The sequence below is a fragment of the Serratia sp. B501 genome, assembly GCF_051172315.1.
Lineage (GTDB): Bacteria > Pseudomonadota > Gammaproteobacteria > Enterobacterales > Enterobacteriaceae > Serratia > Serratia ureilytica.
Genome location: NZ_JBPIZB010000009.1, coordinates 66,364 through 81,439 on the forward strand (window position 1 = coordinate 66,364; position 15,076 = coordinate 81,439).

Sequence of the window (15,076 nt, forward strand, 5' to 3'; positions counted from 1 at the left end):
TCAGGCCGATTTTTTTGGCATAAAACGCAGATACAACCCAGCGAGCGCCGCCGCTGCTGCTGCATAAAGCATCAGCAGGTAGGCTGTCGAAAGCGCTTGCGGATCGCCGAGCCCCCATTCATTAGACTTGTGAACCATTTCCAACGCCATGTCCGGTGTCGGCAGCAGCCGAGAGGGGATGATGTTCGGCAAGACAGCGAATACCAGGACAAAAATCACCGAGGCGATCGGTTTTCTCAGTTGATTAGGCTCCATTTTCTCTCTCAACCTGCCGGCCCTTTCAATTCCACGCGATTGCCGTCCGGATCGCTGAAATAGATGGACGGCCCGTCGCCTTCCGCGCCGTAGCGCGATTCGGCGGGATCAGCGTCGATCCCCTGCGATCGCAGGTAGGTCAGCAACGCGTCTTCGTTGAACGGATCGATGCGCAGGCAAAAGTGATCGACGTTCTGCTGTCTGACATCGGGCGGCATGCCGCCTTTTCTTCCGAGCATGCCGTTGACGTCCACCAGATCGATCATGGAGGCGCCGGCGCGCAGGTGCACCAGCCCCAAATCCGGCCGCTGTTTGGCGATATCACAACCGATGACCTGGGTATAAAAACGCAGGCTGTTCTGCATATCGCGCACGCGCAGAACCACATGATCGATATTCTTCAGGCTGAAAGGGGGCATGGTTCTCTCCCAAGAGCGGTACGTGATTCTTTAGCTTAAGCGGTCGCGCCCGATTTATCCTCTTTTCTCCCCTATTGCCGTCAGCGCCGCCGCTTATCGCAAAGCGGCCACGATCTCCTCCAGCTCAGCACGCTGCGCCTCACCAAGCGCGCTGTCCATCGCGGCATTCTCCGCCAGCAGCGTTTGCAGGCCGATCAGCCAGTCATAAATATAAAACGCGGTATTTTTGGTCGGCGTCGGCGCCAGCCGGGTTAGCCGCTGCTGGCCGCTCCAGTCCACCGCCGGCTGCGGCGGTGGGGTAAAGATCGGTTGGCCGGGATTGACGCGGCTCTCGGGGCGCGTGGCCGCGTCGCGCCGCTGGAAGCCGAGCCAGGCGACGAAGTCGCCCAGTAGCGCCAGCGCCTGGCTGATCTGCCGATCTTCACCCTGTTCCGGCAAGCTCCCGGCGCACAGCGCGCGCTCCAGTTCGTCGTCGAGCCGCAGGCGGCAGGCGGCGCCGATCAGCGCATCGACCAGCAGTTCGAGGTGCGGCCTGTCGACGCCGAGCAGATCCAGCAACCGGCGGCTGTCAGGCAGCGCGCGCAGATGGTTGACCCAGTCGGCGAAGATCCGCGCGGCGAAAGGCGATGCGGGCTGCTCGCCGGGCGGCGCAGGGTCTTGCGCACCGAACAGATCGATATCCAGTCCAAACGGCGAAGGCGGCGTCGTCTGGGACGGCGTCGTATGCTGCTGTTGCTGATAAAGCTGGCGCAGCGTATCGCGCTGGGGCAACAACCGTTCCAGCAGTTCGCCGTGGCGGCCGGCCTGCGCCTGCAACGCGCGCAACAGCTGCTGGGCGCGTTGCTGCGCCGCGTGCGGATCGGCGACGGAGAGCCAGTTGCCGAGCAGGCTTTCCGTCAGTTCGCGCTGCAACTCTTCACGCTGTTCGAGCAAGCGCGCTTGTTTGTGGGCCGGGCGCGCCTGTGCAGCCAGGTAGTTCACCATCCGGCGGCAGTCCTGTTCATCCAGCGCCAGCAGCGTGGCCCAGCTGTCGCCGGGCTCGCCGACCTGACGCTGGACGGCGTCGTCGGGCCGCGCTTTGCCTTCCTGGCGCAGGTCGAACGGCGTGATCGCCCAGATTAAACCGGGCTTGCGGCGCTGGCGCAGCGCCGGGGTTTCCCCCTGGGTGTGGTTGACCCAATCGGCGAGCGCCTGGCCGACGCGCGCGGCGTCCTGCGGCGTTGCGGCGGCATCGGTCACCAGCAGCAGGCTGGCGTGCAGGCCGTCGGCGCAACGGGCCAGTAAATGGGCGCGCTTCGCCTGCTGCAGACGCTGCGCCGGCTCCGCTTGCGGACAGGTGCGGCTGCCGGGCAGGTCGATCAGCGCCACGTCGGCGGGCAAGCCTGCCTGCGCCGTCTGCGGCAGCAGGGTGGTCACTTCTGCGGTCAGCCAGGCCAGATCGCTCAGTGCGATCTCCCGTTTATCGCCGTTTTCGGTCATGACGGCGATCGTGGCGTTTTCCGGTGCGGCGCTTGCGGTCAGCTGCGCCAACGCGCGGCGCGGGGCATGAACCCGTCTGCTGCCGTCGAGCGCCTGCAACGTGTGCGCCAGCTGGCGGTAACGCGCCGTCAGCGTCGCTTCTTCTCCCCACAGCGGCGCAAACAGGCGCGCGCGGTCATCGATGCTCAACAGCGGCGCCAGCGTCACCGCCTGCGGCCAGAAGTGCCTGTCGAGCGTGGATTGCTCTTTGTCGCAGTGGCGGCACAGGCTGTCCCACAGCGCCAGTACGGCATTGCCGTCGAGGCCATCGATGGCGACCGCCTGTCGGTGGCGCGTCAGCGCTTGCAGGTGGTCGGCGATCGCGCGGGCGTCCCAGTCCGGGCGGAAGCCGCTCATCGCGGCGGCGTCAATCGTCATGGCCAGCCAGTGCGCTTCATCGAGCAAGGCGAGGGCGATCGGATAATCGGCGGGCCCCGTCTCGGCCGCCGTGCAGTAGCGCACCGCGAGCGAAAGGTCCGCATCGAAGCGTTTCGCGCCGGGCGCCAGCGCCGCCAACAGATGGGCTTTGGCGGCGGCGTTGTGGCCATATAAACCGATGGCGACCTGCGCAGGCCGTGTATTTTCCAACCGTACGGCGCGGTTATGGCAACGCCGCAAACGCTGTATCAGCCGATCGGCTTCCCGCTCCAGGCGGGCGGAGTGACGGCGTGCGGTGTCCACCCAGTCGATCGCCTGCAAAATGCCGGCGCTGAGCGCGTTATTCGGGGCCGCTGGGGCGAGGGTTTGCGTGTTCATCGTGGGTAAATGCTCCCGCTGTCTATCCAGTAGTGGGTCGCACCGGAGGCGCTGGCAGCCAGGGTATTGAGTTTCAGTTGCAGGTGGTGCGCCGGGACGGGGCTGCCGTCGGCCAGCAGCGCCTGGGCGATCTTGACGCTCTCGGCGCCCTGCTCGGCGCTGGCGGTGATGGCCAGCCGCAGGCCGATCACCGCGTCGCCGGCCAGCTTGCGCGCCAGCTGGGCGTCATTGATGGTCAGCGTATAGAGCGGCGAGGCCGGCCAGCGTTCGTTGTCCAGCTGGCGGAAGCCCAGACGCAGCGGGCCGCGAAGCTGGAAGCTGCCGGCGGGATCGAGGGCGAAATCGGCGCGATCCAGATCGATGTCGCGGTAATAGACGTTATCGTCCGCCAGCATGTTGTTGCCGTCCAGCATGCCCAGATAGCGAATGGTGGAGTAGGGCTGGAAATCGCCGACGTTGAAGTAAAAGCTCTCCAGCCGCAGATCGATCGCCAGCAGGCACAGCATGGCGCCCACGGCAGCGGTGGATTTCGGGTTGTCGATGCGGCCGCGTTTGTTGAACGGATACCAGCTGCGGGTGTGATACCCCTCGAGCGGCAGAATGCGGCTGGCGGGCAGCGGCTGCAGGTGGCGCAGCAGCGCCTGCACGCCGGGGAAGCGCGCCGGGCGGCCGGTCAGCAGCAACACGTCGCAGGTGTACAGTGCCACCACTTCGGCCAGCAGGCGCAGGCAGCGGCCGATGCCGATGCGATCGGACAAGAAAGCGGCGTGCAGGTCGGCCAAACGGATCACCAACGGGGTGTGCAGGATATCGAAGGCATCGCTGTCGGCTTCGCGCTGCACTTCGCCGTTGATAAACGCCAGCACCTGCGGCGTCGGCCGCTGCGGCAGCAGATCGCCGAGGCCGGCGGCGATTTCCGCGCGGCTGTCCAGCGGATCGTACTGCTCATAGGCGGCGAGCAGCGCGCGTCCGGCGGGCATGAAGATCTGCAGCGCGGCCTGTTGACGCAGGGTGGAAAGCCCGTCCATGCGCCCTTCGTTGCCGAACAGTTTGTCCATCAGCGCCGCGGCGGCGCTCACGCCGGCGGCCTCGAACGCCTGTTGCACGGCGGGCAAGACAAACTGCTGGATGATGTCCAGCAAGATATCGTCGCCGGCGACCTTAAAGCCCTCGCGGAACAGCAGGCGCGGGTTGATTTTGATGTTGTTGCCTACGCCGTCATCGAGCGAGTAGTGTGTGATCGCCAGATCGGTGGTGCCGCCGCCGATGTCGATGGAGGCGATGCGCAGCGTCTTGCCGGGCTGTTCACCCGGTGCCAGCGGCCGATCGGGCCGAGCCATGGCGGCGAAGAAGGCGTCGGTGCGGCCGGCGAAGTTCACCTGGGTTTCGTTGTACAGATAGACCATCTGGCCGCAGGTGGCTTCGTCCCACTCGATCTGCACCTGCGGCGCCGGGAAGCGAGTGTGCGCGCCGTCGAACGGCGCATCCTGCGGGTGCCAGCCGAGGGCTTTCCACACCAGCCCGATCGCTTCCTGCATGCGGCGGCGGAAGATCTCGCGCTCCGGCTTCGGCATCGCCGACGGCAGCGTCAGGATGATGGCGCGTAAACGGCGCGGGGCGGCGGCGTTCGGCATGCGGCTGCGCTGGGCGATGCTGTTGATCTGCATCAGCGCCTGCGCCAACAGCTCGCTCAGCATCAGGCTCATCACCGCGCTGCGGCTGTAATGGGCGGCGAACACCGGCAGCCGTTCGGCCGTCGGCAGGGCGGACAGCGGCACGCCCTCGTCGTTGATCAAGGTGGTCAACGGCGCGGCGGCGGCCATCGGCTCGTGCCGCTCGTTGAAGCGCCAGCCGGGCGCATAGCGCTCTTCGTCCCACAGATAGCGGCGCGGGCTGGAGATGCCGGTGGTGCCTTCATGCCCTTCGCGTCGCTGCGCCAATTGCGCGGCTTCACGGCCGATGCGGGTGATGGACGGCCATTGGAAGGCGTCGTCGCGTCCGCTCTGGAAGGACAGATGCGGCTTGCCGAACGCGGCCCGAGAAAACTCCACCCGGCTCTCGAACAGTTCGTTGTAGACGTGATGCGGTTCGGACAGCGAGCGCAGCTGCAGCTCATAGGTTTGCTTCAGGCCGTTGCTCTCTTCCGGATGGTCTTCGACCAGCACGCCGCAGGTGTGAGAATTGCCGACGTCCAACACCAGATCGACGTCGATCGCCGGCTGTTGCAGCGTCGCCGCCGCTATTTTTATCTGCGGCACCGTCAGCTGATGGCCGAGCATGTGCAACAGGTTGAGGTAGTGCGCCTGATACTCGAAGGTTTTCAGCCCGGCGTTGATCTCCGCCTCGGCGCGCTGTTCCAACTCGGCGGCGCGCTGGCTGAACGCCTCGCGTAGCCAGCCGTCCACCCAGGTCAGATCGAGGAACTCGCCCAGTTCGTGGTTGCGGTGCGCCAGCGCAAAGCTCAGACCGGCGCCGAGATCCCTCTCGCCCGGCGCCAGCGCTTCCTGGCCGGGCGCGGCGGCGCGGGTATCGAAGGCCAGCAGCACCCGCAGCAGGTTGCCATCTTGATCCGGTTCATCCAGCTGCACCACCTGCAGGCGAGCCCAGTTATCCGGGCCCGACAAGAATATCCCCGAGGCGGTATAGCGCAAGAACGGCAACGGCAGCCAGAGTTTATCCAGCAGGCGCAGCGACTGCTGCAGCGGGTAGCTGAACTCCGGCCGCACCACTTCGGCGGCTTGCCCACCCTCGGCCGGCAGCTGGTATTTGCCGCTCTCGGCCTCCCATTGCAGGCGCAGCAGCGGGCCGCTGGCGGTCTTGCGCACGAATTTGCCGGGAAACTCGGCGTCCAGCCGCGGCGTCAGGGCAAAGTCCATAAACTGAATGCCGCTGTCCTGAATCAGCGTAATGCCGTGTTTGTAGTCCGTAAGGGGTGCCAGCATCATTTACTCTCGCGCTTGAACGTCATGGGATAGGTGGTGTCCGCATCGTAGCGGCCGGTGCATTCCGCGGCCCCGGTCTCGCCCTGGCGGCAGACGATTTCCGGGATCTGGTAGCGGCTGCCGTCGCTGCAGCGCGCCTTGGTGCGGCTGTTGATCACCAGATTGCCGGACTGCATCAGCCCGGCCTCGACCGCCACCCGGCAGGTGACGCCGTCGCCGTAGGCGATGACGGCGCTGCCTTTGCCCGCGTTCAGGCGGTATTGCAGGCTGGGGCGCTTGCCGGTGATCGGATCTTTCAGCGCCACCGTGGCGCGCCATTTGCCGTTAAGGAAACGGGTGGAGCCGGCCTTCACCGCCTCGGGCGGCAGCACCAGCGCATTTTTGTCCGCCGGCTGCGGGATGACCGGCGCCGGGGGCGGCGGCATCAGCGTGGCGTGCGCCAGCGGCAAGCGCAGCTCAGGCAACGGCGCGGCGGTTTTTTCCGGCGCTGCCGGATGGCGCACCTCAGCCGGCATCGCCGGTTGCGGCGGCGGTGAGCGGTGCAGCCAGGCGGCCAGCGCCGCGCTGCCTAGCAGCAGTACCGGCAACAGCCACAGCGCGTGACGTCGGCGCGGGCGAACAACGGCGGGGGATTCGGCGGGCGCCGTCGGGGCGGGCACCGGTTCAGGCTCGGCGGCCGGGGCCGGTTTTACCGGTTCGACAACGGCCGGTTTGCGCGGAGCGGCGGCGATCGGCGCCGGTTTTTCCACTTCCGATTCGAGCGGGCGCAGGCAGGCTAACGGATCGTCCGGGCTCTGCGCCTGCGGTTTGATAAAGCCCCAAAAGGTCAGCACCGGCCGATCGTCCACCAGGTAGACGTGGTTGGGATCGGGAATGTGCATCGCTTTGGCCAGCAGCGCGCCGAACAGGCGGTGGCTGGGGTGATCGGTCGCCCGGGTCTGTTCGGTCAGGCTGCGGAAGGTCGCCAGGCAGTGTTCCAGGTGGCGCACCGCCTGCGCGCGCTGGGCATCGCTTGCCGCCAGCCAGGAGGTCACCTTGCCCGGAAAGGGCGCATACCAGTCGATGCGCGTGCCGCTTTCGTTCGGCTGGGGGATCGCCAGACAGTCGGCGGCCTGCTGCTGTCGGCGAAGACGCAGGGTTTCCCGCAGCTGCTGCGCGCAGGCGTAGATCGGTTGCCCGTTTTCGCCTAAAGCCAGCACATCATCCAAACTGCCACTGCGTAAGAAGGGTTTCACCACGGCGCCGCACCTTGTCCTGTTCTGCAAAAACGCATAAAAGTCCATGGTACCCCGCCGGCGATGCCGCCAAACGGCCAAGGACAGCCCGAAAAACGCCCTTCTTTGGCGTTAGCGGCGCACTTTGGCAACCGGCACAGTGAAAATCTCGCTATCTGGACCTGTCTGTGAACCGCTTTATCTGAAAAATAGAACGCAGCCCCGGCAAGCGACGCCGGGGGAACGATGTTCTCTTTCACTATGACCTCGCCTCGCGGGTTGCCGATTTCGGTATGCCTCAGGCGTGCGGAGCATTCGCATGATGGACAGTCAGTCTGAAAAAACGCTTGTTGTTACCCCTGCTCATCCCGCCGTCGGGCATTCGGCTCAGGGCTGGATGAACGGTTTCCTCGGCATGATTATCTTCAGCGGCTCGTTGCCCGCCACCCGGGTGGCGGTGCTGGAGCTCGATCCGCTGTTTCTGACGGCGATCAGGGCGGCGATCGCCGCTTTGCTGGCCCTGTGCGCGCTGCGGATCACTCGCCAGGCGCGGCCGACGCGGGCCGATTTGCCGCCGCTGCTGTTTGTGGCGCTCGGCGTGGTCATCGGTTTTCCGCTGCTGACGGCGTTGGCGCTGCAGCACACCACCTCGGCGCATTCGCTGGTGTATATCGGCCTGCTGCCGCTGGCAACCGCCGGTTTTGGCGTCTTGCGCGGCGGTGAGCGCCCCAAGCCCGCTTTTTGGGCTTTTTCGGGCATCGGCGCCGCGCTGGTGGGAGCGTTCGCGCTGAGCCAGGGGAGCGGCGGCGCCTGGCAGGGAGATGCGCTGATGGTCGGCGCGGTGCTGCTGTGCGGTTTGGGTTATGCCGAAGGCGCGGTGCTGTCGCGCCGGATCGGCGGCTGGCAGGTGATCTCCTGGGCGCTGGTGGCGGCGTTGCCGTTGACGCTGGCGGCCGCGTGGTGGGCGGCGCCGGCCGCTTGGCCCGTCGTCAGCGGTGCCGCCTGGTTGTCACTGGCTTACGTCTCGGTGTTCAGCATGTGGATCGGCTTTATCTTCTGGTATCGCGGCCTGGCGCAGGGCGGCATCGCCGCCGTCGGGCAATTGCAGCTGCTGCAGCCGTTTTTCGGCCTGGCGCTGGCGGGCTGGCTGCTGCAGGAAACCGTCCAGCCGATGATGATCGCCGTGATGGCCGGCGTGGTGGTTTGCGTGTTCGGCGCCAAGCGCTTTTCCCGCTAGGCCCCGTTGCGGGCGCAGGCGCGGATCACCTCGCCGAGCCGTTCCACCGCCTGCTGCACCTGGCGGTCATCGTAACCGCCCAATCCCAGCACCAGACCCGGCTCACCGTGGCCGGGCGCATACATCGGCGATACCGCCCGCAGCGCCAATCCGGCTTCGTTGGCCTGCTGGGCGACCTGCACGTCGTCGAGATCTTTCCTCAGCCACAGCACCATGTGCATGCCCTGATCGCAGGGCTGCACCCTCCCCAACGCGGCCGGGATGCGCACGTTGATCGCCTCGATCAGCACCCGGCGTTTCTCGGCGTAGACGCCGCGCATTTTGCGGATATGCCGGTCGAGATACCCTTCGGCGATAAAGGCGGCCAGTACGTGTTGATCCGCGCTGGGAGGGTGACGATCCATCAGGATCCGGGCGCCGCAAAAGGCGTCGACCAGCGGCGGCGGCACGATGGCGTAACCCAACCGCAGCGAAGGGAACAGCACCTTGCTGAAGGTGCCGAGATAGAGCGTCCGCTCGGGCGCCAACCCTTGCAGCGAAGGGAACGGGTGGCCGGCGTAGCGCATCTCGCTGTCGTAATCGTCTTCCACGATCCAGGCCTGCCGTTCTCTGGCCCAGGCCAGCAGGGCGCTTCTTTTCGCCATGCTCATCGGCATGCCCAGCGGATATTGATGCGACGGCGTGACAAAGGCGGCGCGGGCGTCGGCGGCCAGGCGCACGCCGGCGGCAACGTCGATGCCGTCGTCGGCGACGGGTACCCTAATCATGTGCCGATCGCGAAACAGGCTGTCGAAAATGGCGGTGATGCCGGCGTAGGCGGGATCTTCGACCCAGGCGCTGTCGCCGGCGTCCAACAGGATCTGCGCGGCCAGATACAGTCCCTGCTGGGTGCCGGCGGTGATGAGGATTTGCTGCGGCGTGCAGTTTACCGAGCGGGAACGGCGCACATAATCGCAGATGGCTTCGCGCAGCGGCAGGGCGCCCAACGGATCGCCATAGCCCGACGGGGCGCCGGGGCCGCGCGCCCGGATGCGGTTGCCGAGCCGCCGCCAGACATCGTCGGGCGCGGTATCGCCGATCGGGACCGACACGGTGAACGGCACCGGCGGCAGCGCCCGCGCCTGGGCGGCAAAGCGCGCCAGATGCTGCGCCTGTGAAGAAAGCGGCACGGCTGTGGCCGGAGCGGTTTGCACCGTGGCGTGTGGCGTGCGGTGCGGCGCCTGATAGTGGGCGACCCGGGTGCCGGAGCCGGGCTGCGGTTCAAGAAAGCCTTCCGCCGTCAGCTGAGCAAACGCCTCCAATACCGTGCCGCGCGCCAGATTCAGCGCCGCCGACAGCCGGCGCGTCGAAGGCAGCAGATCGCCCGCTTTCAGATCGCCTTTGTGGATGGCCCGGCGCAGGGCCTGCGCCAGTTGGTGGCTAAGCTGCCCCGCCTGGCGGTCAATCTCGCCGAGGGCGGGGACGTCAACAACTTTGGCTGTTCTGGGCATGCATTCCGGCTCGCTTTACAGTGCGAAAATGAATATTCAGAGTAAACCACTGTTGCCCTGTTCGCTAATGCGCCGCGCATGATTGAAAACAGAACGCGCGCCTGCTGTAAAACTCCTCAGCGCTGTGGCATGACGATGACGGTATTCGATCCCTGTCCGGCCCTTATGGGGCGTTGCTTGTCGATATATTGACAACGTTATTTTTTAACGCGTACCGTCGTTATTATCGGCCGTTAAGGGGATTTTTACGCTATTTCTGCAGCGAATGCAGACACTGACGGCACGAGAGTCTACAAATGGGCTTAAAATAAGATAATTGTATAAGTCTGATATTCTATGCGTTCTATTTTTTTTCTAATTTTAATATATAAAAACCTATTTATATTATTTTATCGGATTTATATCTTGTTTTTTGTGTAATTATCGATATATAAGACTGAGTGCAATTGCTTTCGTGTAATATGGGTCTATGGAATTTAACTGGCCAATATCATCAGTTTTTGAAATGTATATCGGCGCGGATAAGGGGAGAAAGCGACAGAGCCTTGGCTATTTCATTAGCATTTGCCACTGCTTTTATTTTAAATGCAGGATTAAAAACTCACTGTTTAATGGCGATGAGAATCATGATTATTGACTTGGTGACGAAATTACGGAGTTGAAAATAGGGTGCATGCGTGTTTATTTAATAGAAATCGCTGTTATTATCGCTATTTGATGACCATAACTGATTAATTTGCGGGGATTGCCCAAGAGATTTCTGAATTTATAATGGCTCGTCACCATTATGATTCTAAATGACGTGTTTTATATTTTTTCAGGGAATTCTAATGATGGAACGCAATCTTTTCGGTTTTATTATTGATAACGATATTCAACTGGATATCGCCAATAAACGGTTGGTGAAAATCAATTCACTGTCGCCGGAAAAGTGGGTGCATTTTAGCGCCGTCACATTAAACGACGCTATGGTGCGTTTGCTGGTGTTTTTACTGCAACAACACGGCAAAGGGCAAAGGCTCACTAAAACGGAAATATTGAAAAAGGTCTGGGATGACAACAGCTATTCATCATCCAGCCAAAAACTCTGGCAAACCGTGAAAGAGCTGCGGCTCAGACTGGATGCGCTCGGTTTGCCGCATGACTTCATTGTTAATGTGAAGGGGGCGGGTTATACCCTAAATAACCCTATCGTTACGCCTTTGTTCTATGAGTGATCGTATTTAACTGGTGTCAGGCGTAAGCCGCACAGGGCAATACGATCGGTTCCCGCTGGATACCCTCTACGGAAATAAATGCGTTATAGTTAAAATAATCAGGAGCATATATGAAAAGATCCTCCGCGATATTGTTTACCCTATTGGGTTTGGCGGGTCAGAGCCATATCGCCAGTGCCGGGACGATCAATTTTAACGGCACCGTGACTGCCACGACATGCGATGTGAAACTTGATGGTGATAGTGGGATCGTGACGCTGCCTACCGTCAGCGACAGCCAATTAAGCGTGATGAGCTGGACCGCAGGCCGTACGGCGTTTCAGCTGAGTCTGCAAAACTGTCAGGGAGCGCTGAAGAGCGCGGCCGCATTCTTCGAGGCTGGTCCAAGCGTGGACTCCGCCGGCCGCTTGCGCAACCTCTCAGGTACGGCCAAAAACGTCGTGCTGCAGCTGCGAGAAGGGTCCGGCTCTTACAGCCCTATCGTGGCGGGTAGCCCAAGCCAGATAGCGAACGCGACTTACTACACCATCCCTTCTACCGGCATAGCCACGTTGCCGTACGTGGTTGAGTATTACGCCATGGGTGCGGCGACCGCCGGCACGGTGGTCAGCAACGTCGTCTATACGCTGCAATACAAATAACGGCGATTTCAGGGGGGGAGCTTTCCCCCTATATCTTACACGAGAGTGGGGTAATCATATTATGGGCAGTCAGGCTCGTACTATTTCGCGTGCGATTTTTCTGGCATGTGTTACTTTTTTTTCTGCTGCTTCTAATGCCAGCATGGTGATTAACGGGACGCGGGTTATTTATTCCGCTGAGGAAAAAGACGTCACCGTTAAATTAAGCAACGTCGGAAAATCACCGGTATTAATTCAGAGCTGGATCGATGACGGCGATCCTCAGGCAAAACCGGAAAATATCAACGTCCCCTTTATTTTGACGCCGCCGATTAATCGCGTTGATGCCGGCAAGGGGCAAACGCTGCGTCTCAGCTATACCGGCACGGCATTGCCGACAGATAAAGAGAGCGTGTTCTGGCTGAACGTGCTGGAAATTCCGGCAAAAAAAGCGCTGCGGGCGGATGAAAGCGCGCTGCAAATGGCCTTTCGATCGCGTATCAAACTGTTCTTCCGCCCTGCGGGGCTGAGCGGCAACGCCAATGAAGCGGCGAAGAGACTGAACTGGTCCGCGACGGCGGGGGGAATCAAAGCTTTCAACCCGACGCCGTATTTCGTCTCGCTGGTGAGCCTGAAGGCCAATGGCAAAGAGATCGAAGGGCAAATGATCGCCCCGCAATCCGCCCTGGAATTTAAAGGTCTCGGCGCCGTGGCGGGGAAAAATATTGGTGTCGAATTCGTCAACGATCACGGCGCCATTCATCAGTTTGAAACGCGGGTGAAATGAGCGGCCAGCGTTGCCATTAATGCATCACCGGCAGTAGCCGCTTCTGCAGGGAAATGAACATGACCGACTATTTTTGCGTTGCGCGCGGCGGCCTGGCCATGGTTGCGCGGTTGACGCCGGCATTGTGGTGCGCCATCGGTGCGTTCAGCGGCCATGCCGGGGCGGAAAGCGTCGAATTCGATCCGTCATTTCTTAATGTAGGCCAACGTGACGCGGTGGATTTATCTCGCTTTGTGCGCGGCGCCTCCGGGCTGGCCGGTAAACACCGGGTCGCGGTTTATCTCAACGGCGACAGCATCGGCAATAAAGAGATCGAGTTTAAGACGCGTGCCGACAGCAGCCTGTATCCGTGCCTGACGCCGGCTCTGGTGCAGGGCATTGCGTTTAACGACGCCACGTTGCCAAAGGGGGCCTTGGCGCCGCTGGCGCAAGGAGAAGCCTGCTTTGATTTGTCTCGGCAGATACCCGATGCGCAGGTGAATTTCGACAGCGGCGAGCAGCGGCTGGATATCCTGATCCCGCAAATGTATATGCACAAGGCCGCGCGCGGCAGCGTCAATTCGGCGCAATGGGACAGCGGCGTTTCGGCCCTGTTCATGAATTACAACCTGAACGGCTATACCAGTTCGTCGCGCGGCGGGGACTACAACTCGTTTTACGCCGGCCTATCCGGCGGCGCGAACCTCGGCGCCTGGTATCTGCGCCATAACGGCGTCTATAGTTGGACGCAAAACGGCCCGTCTCAATACGACAGCATTAACACCTACCTGCAGCGCGATATTCCCGCGTGGCAGGGGCGGGGCGTGATCGGCCAGTCCAATACCACCGGCCAACTGTTTGACACGCTGGCGTTCAACGGCGTGCAATTGGCCAGTGACGAACGCATGCTGCCGGAGTCGCAGCGCGGCTATGCGCCGGAAATCCGCGGCATCGCCAGAACCAATGCGCAGGTCACCGTGCGGCAAGGGGGGCAAGTCATTTATCAGACCGCGGTAACGCCGGGGGCATTCCTGATAGACGATCTGTACCCCACCGGCTACGGCGGTGATCTGGAGGTGACGGTACGTGAAGCAGACGGTTCCCTGAGCGTGTTCAGCGTGCCGTATGCGGCGGTCACTCAGCTGCTGCGGCCGGGCGCCGATCGCTACGAAGTCGTGCTTGGCAAGGCAGACAATGACAGCCTGCGGGATAAGCCCTGGCTGTATCAGGCCACCTACCAGCGCGGCCTGTCCAATGCGCTGACCGCCTACGGCGGGTTGCAGGGGGCCGAGAATTATCAGGCTGTGCAACTGGGGGCGGCCGTCGGCTCTTCGTTAGGCGCAGTCGGGCTTGACGTGACCCAAAGCGACAGCCGGCTGAGCCGCGAGCGGCGGCAGGGGGGGCAGAGCTATCGGCTCAGCTACAGCAAAACCGTCAATGAAACCGGCAGCAGCCTGTCGCTGGCCGCCTACCGCTTTTCCACCTCCGGCTACATGGATTTCATGACCGCGATGCAAACGCGCGATCGGATAAGGCAAGGCGGCGAAGAGGGCGATATTTTGCGCGTCCGTAATCGGGTGACGTTTTCCATCTCGCAGGGGCTGACGTCGGGGTGGGGGCAGTTCTATGTCAGCGGTTCGCTGCAGGATTACTGGAACGGAGAGGGGCGCGATAAGCAGTATCAGTTGGGATACAGCAACAGTTATGACGCCATCGCCTATAGCCTGAGCATGACGCGCAGCCAATCGAGTTTCGGCCGCGCGCAAAACAATTATCTGCTGAGCGTCAGTTTGCCGCTGGGCCGCCGCGGTGATGCTACAACGCCCCAGTTGCGCCTTGGACTGGCTCGCGACAGCAGCGGATCATCGAGCCAGCAGGCGACCGTGTCGGGCAACGCCGGTGCCGATCGCCAATTCAGCTATGGCCTGAGCGCGATGAATACCTCTCACGGTGGTTCCAGCGGTTCGCTGAACGGCCAGTATCGCGATCGGGCCGCGCTGTTGAGCGGCGCTTACAGCACGGGCCGCCGCTACCGCAGCGCTTCCGCCGGACTCAGCGGCACCGTGGTGGGCCATGCCGGCGGCATCGTGTTCAGTTCTTACGGCTCGGAGACCTTTGCTTTGGTGGAGGCGAAAGGGGCCGAAGGCGCGGGCGTCTCGAACTATCCCGGCGTGTTTGTGGATGCGCGCGGTTACGCGCTGGTGCCTTATCTGAATCCGTACCAGCTCAATGAAATCAATCTGGATCCTCAAGGGGCGGCGTCCGATATCGAGCTGGATGAGACCACGCAGAAAGTGGCGCCATACGCTGGCGCCTTGGTGAAAGTGAAATATCACGCCCGTAAAGGCACGCCGATTCTGATCGATACCGCCGTTGCCGGTGCACCGGCGCCGTTCGGCGCCGAGGTGCTCGACGAGGGCGGTGCCGTGGTTGGTGCTGTGGGGCAAGGTGGGCTGGCGTATGCGCGGGTCAGCAAGGATCGGGGACGCCTGACGCTCCGTTGGGGTAGCGGCGGTGCCAATCAGTGCCGTTTGGGCTATCGGCTGATACCGCAGCAGCCGGGAGCTCGCCAGGCGTTGCAGCGTTTTCGGCTGCCCTGTCGCAGCGGCGATGGGACGGAAAATTGACATGATCGTAAACCG

11 protein-coding genes are annotated in these 15,076 nt (G+C 62.4%); 5 read left to right on the forward strand and 6 right to left on the reverse strand.

All coding sequences use genetic code 11. The features are described 5' to 3' along the window. The 5 genes from ACSBQV_RS21660 to ACSBQV_RS21680 all read right to left on the reverse strand — a co-directional run bounded on the left by ACSBQV_RS21660 (position 1) and on the right by ACSBQV_RS21680 (position 7,128). Positions 1-255 carry a hypothetical protein gene (locus tag ACSBQV_RS21660; RefSeq protein ID WP_099784608.1) on the reverse strand — a complete coding sequence of 85 codons (255 nt, stop codon included), beginning with the start codon at positions 253-255 and terminating at the stop codon, positions 1-3. Positions 256-263: 8 nt separating this feature from the next. Beyond that, positions 264-674, reverse strand: a complete 411-nt coding sequence (locus tag ACSBQV_RS21665; RefSeq protein ID WP_099784610.1) for a VOC family protein — start codon at positions 672-674, stop codon at positions 264-266. Between the two features lie 93 nt (positions 675-767). Continuing rightward, complete coding sequence (locus ACSBQV_RS21670; protein WP_099784612.1) at positions 768-2,948, reverse strand: virulence factor SrfC family protein; 2,181 nt, start codon at positions 2,946-2,948, stop codon at positions 768-770. Then, a complete protein-coding gene (locus tag ACSBQV_RS21675; RefSeq protein WP_168177222.1) occupies positions 2,945-5,890 on the reverse strand; it encodes a virulence factor SrfB in 2,946 nt (981 codons plus the stop codon). Before ACSBQV_RS21675 ends, ACSBQV_RS21670 begins: the two co-directional genes overlap by 4 nt. Beyond that, a complete protein-coding gene (locus ACSBQV_RS21680) occupies positions 5,890-7,128 on the reverse strand; it encodes an SrfA family protein (RefSeq protein WP_099784618.1) in 1,239 nt (412 codons plus the stop codon). Before ACSBQV_RS21680 ends, ACSBQV_RS21675 begins: the two co-directional genes overlap by 1 nt. Positions 7,129-7,426: 298 nt before the next feature. Here ACSBQV_RS21680 and ACSBQV_RS21685 point away from each other — a divergent pair, with 298 nt between their 5' ends. Beyond that, positions 7,427-8,341 (forward strand): DMT family transporter, encoded by a 915-nt coding sequence (locus tag ACSBQV_RS21685; RefSeq protein WP_033645389.1) that lies wholly within the window; start codon positions 7,427-7,429, stop codon positions 8,339-8,341. Here ACSBQV_RS21685 and ACSBQV_RS21690 read toward each other — a convergent pair. After that, positions 8,338-9,831 carry a PLP-dependent aminotransferase family protein gene (locus ACSBQV_RS21690; protein WP_099784616.1) on the reverse strand — a complete coding sequence of 498 codons (1,494 nt, stop codon included), beginning with the start codon at positions 9,829-9,831 and terminating at the stop codon, positions 8,338-8,340. The two genes, ACSBQV_RS21685 and ACSBQV_RS21690, sit on opposite strands and share 4 nt — an antisense overlap. A gap of 830 nt (positions 9,832-10,661) precedes the next feature. Between ACSBQV_RS21690 and ACSBQV_RS21695 the strand changes: the two genes are divergently transcribed. The 4 genes from ACSBQV_RS21695 to ACSBQV_RS21710 all read left to right on the forward strand — a co-directional run bounded on the left by ACSBQV_RS21695 (position 10,662) and on the right by ACSBQV_RS21710 (position 15,061). Further along, on the forward strand, positions 10,662-11,048 hold the full coding sequence (locus ACSBQV_RS21695; RefSeq protein WP_158234578.1) for a winged helix-turn-helix domain-containing protein: 387 nt from the start codon (positions 10,662-10,664) through the stop codon (positions 11,046-11,048). A gap of 110 nt (positions 11,049-11,158) precedes the next feature. Further along, positions 11,159-11,689 carry a fimbrial protein gene (locus ACSBQV_RS21700; protein ID WP_099785033.1) on the forward strand — a complete coding sequence of 177 codons (531 nt, stop codon included), beginning with the start codon at positions 11,159-11,161 and terminating at the stop codon, positions 11,687-11,689. Positions 11,690-11,750: 61 nt separating this feature from the next. Then, complete coding sequence (locus ACSBQV_RS21705) at positions 11,751-12,455, forward strand: fimbria/pilus periplasmic chaperone (protein ID WP_099785031.1); 705 nt, start codon at positions 11,751-11,753, stop codon at positions 12,453-12,455. A 59-nt stretch (positions 12,456-12,514) separates the two neighbouring features. Continuing rightward, positions 12,515-15,061 (forward strand): fimbria/pilus outer membrane usher protein, encoded by a 2,547-nt coding sequence (locus ACSBQV_RS21710; RefSeq protein ID WP_099785029.1) that lies wholly within the window; start codon positions 12,515-12,517, stop codon positions 15,059-15,061. Positions 15,062-15,076 lie beyond the last annotated feature (15 nt).

What these genes read in the sequence shown, in the direction of transcription:
- ACSBQV_RS21670 (WP_099784612.1), bottom strand. Translation starts at nt 2,948, where the DNA reads ATGAACACGCAAACCCTCGCCCCAGCGGCCCCGAATAACGCGCTCAGC.
- ACSBQV_RS21705 (WP_099785031.1), top strand. Translation starts at nt 11,751, where the DNA reads ATGGGCAGTCAGGCTCGTACTATTTCGCGTGCGATTTTTCTGGCATGT.
- ACSBQV_RS21660 (WP_099784608.1), bottom strand. Translation starts at nt 255, where the DNA reads ATGGAGCCTAATCAACTGAGAAAACCGATCGCCTCGGTGATTTTTGTC.
- ACSBQV_RS21710 (WP_099785029.1), top strand. Translation starts at nt 12,515, where the DNA reads ATGACCGACTATTTTTGCGTTGCGCGCGGCGGCCTGGCCATGGTTGCG.
- ACSBQV_RS21700 (WP_099785033.1), top strand. Translation starts at nt 11,159, where the DNA reads ATGAAAAGATCCTCCGCGATATTGTTTACCCTATTGGGTTTGGCGGGT.
- ACSBQV_RS21695 (WP_158234578.1), top strand. Translation starts at nt 10,662, where the DNA reads ATGATGGAACGCAATCTTTTCGGTTTTATTATTGATAACGATATTCAA.
- ACSBQV_RS21690 (WP_099784616.1), bottom strand. Translation starts at nt 9,831, where the DNA reads ATGCCCAGAACAGCCAAAGTTGTTGACGTCCCCGCCCTCGGCGAGATT.
- ACSBQV_RS21685 (WP_033645389.1), top strand. Translation starts at nt 7,427, where the DNA reads ATGGACAGTCAGTCTGAAAAAACGCTTGTTGTTACCCCTGCTCATCCC.
- ACSBQV_RS21665 (WP_099784610.1), bottom strand. Translation starts at nt 674, where the DNA reads ATGCCCCCTTTCAGCCTGAAGAATATCGATCATGTGGTTCTGCGCGTG.
- ACSBQV_RS21675 (WP_168177222.1), bottom strand. Translation starts at nt 5,890, where the DNA reads ATGCTGGCACCCCTTACGGACTACAAACACGGCATTACGCTGATTCAG.